A 1,009-nucleotide genomic window follows, 5' to 3' on the forward strand; every position below is an offset into this window, starting at 1 on the left:
GCCAGTGTCGTGGCCAACTCGGCGCGCAGAACGGCCGCCGAGATTTCCCGGCCCGGCTGGGGAACCACATAGGCGACCAGGCGCTTGTCGCCAGGCTGGTCTTCGCGCGCGATCACGATCGCTTCGCGCACGCCGTCGCAAGCAGCAAGGCGCGCTTCGATCTCGCCCAGTTCGATACGGAAACCGCGAATCTTGACCTGGAAGTCGTTGCGGCCGAGGTATTCGATATTGCCGTCGGTCAGATAGCGGCCCAGGTCGCCGGTCTTGTACAGCCGTGCGCCCGCCTCATCGGCAAACGGGTGGTCGATAAAGCGCTCGGCGGTCAGATCCGGTCGGTTCAGGTAGCCGCGAGCGACACCAGCCCCGCCGACGTAGATCTCGCCGGTGACACCAAGTGGAACCGGCTGTAGGTGACGATCCAAAATATAAATCTTGGTGTTGGCAATCGGCCGCCCAATCGGAATCGAGACCAAATCTTCGGCATTGGTCGTAATATCGAAGGTGGCGCAACCAACCGTTGTTTCAGTCGGACCGAAGTGATTGATCAAACGAACCTGCGGGAAGCGTCGTTGCCAAAACGCGATATCGCTCGGAATTAGTGCCTCGCCGCCGATCATCAGGGCCTTGATCGAAGATTCCATATCCCCGCTTAATGCGGCGTTCAGCATACGTAGGTGCGATGGGGTCACCTTCACTAAGGCATACGAGTGTTCGCGTCCCGTGCTGGAAAGCGCCTGCATTTCCAGACCCATTGGCAACAAGGTTAAGACTTGCCCTGCAATTAACGGTCCATAAAGGGTAGTAACCAATCCATCAAATCCAATGGAGTGTACCGCTGGCGATCCACCTATCGTTGTCTCGTAATAGCTTTGGTGCGACCAGAGCAGATAATTCACGAGGTTGCGATGTTCGATCATCACCCCCTTGGGCTGACCAGTGGAGCCGGAGGTATAGATGACGTAAGCGAGGTGGCTGGCGTGCAGGCCAAGCGAAGCTGGATCCGGGTTGT

The 1,009-nt window shown here is 57.9% G+C and carries 1 protein-coding gene; it reads right to left on the reverse strand.

The annotated features are described in order from the left end of the window. Positions 1-1,009: amino acid adenylation domain-containing protein (locus U1H99_RS30065; RefSeq protein ID WP_323145159.1), on the reverse strand; the 1,009-nt coding region annotated here is incomplete at both ends.

The sequence above is a fragment of the Massilia phyllosphaerae genome (assembly GCF_034659755.1).
GTDB classification, from domain to species: Bacteria; Pseudomonadota; Gammaproteobacteria; order Burkholderiales; family Burkholderiaceae_D; genus Telluria; species Telluria phyllosphaerae.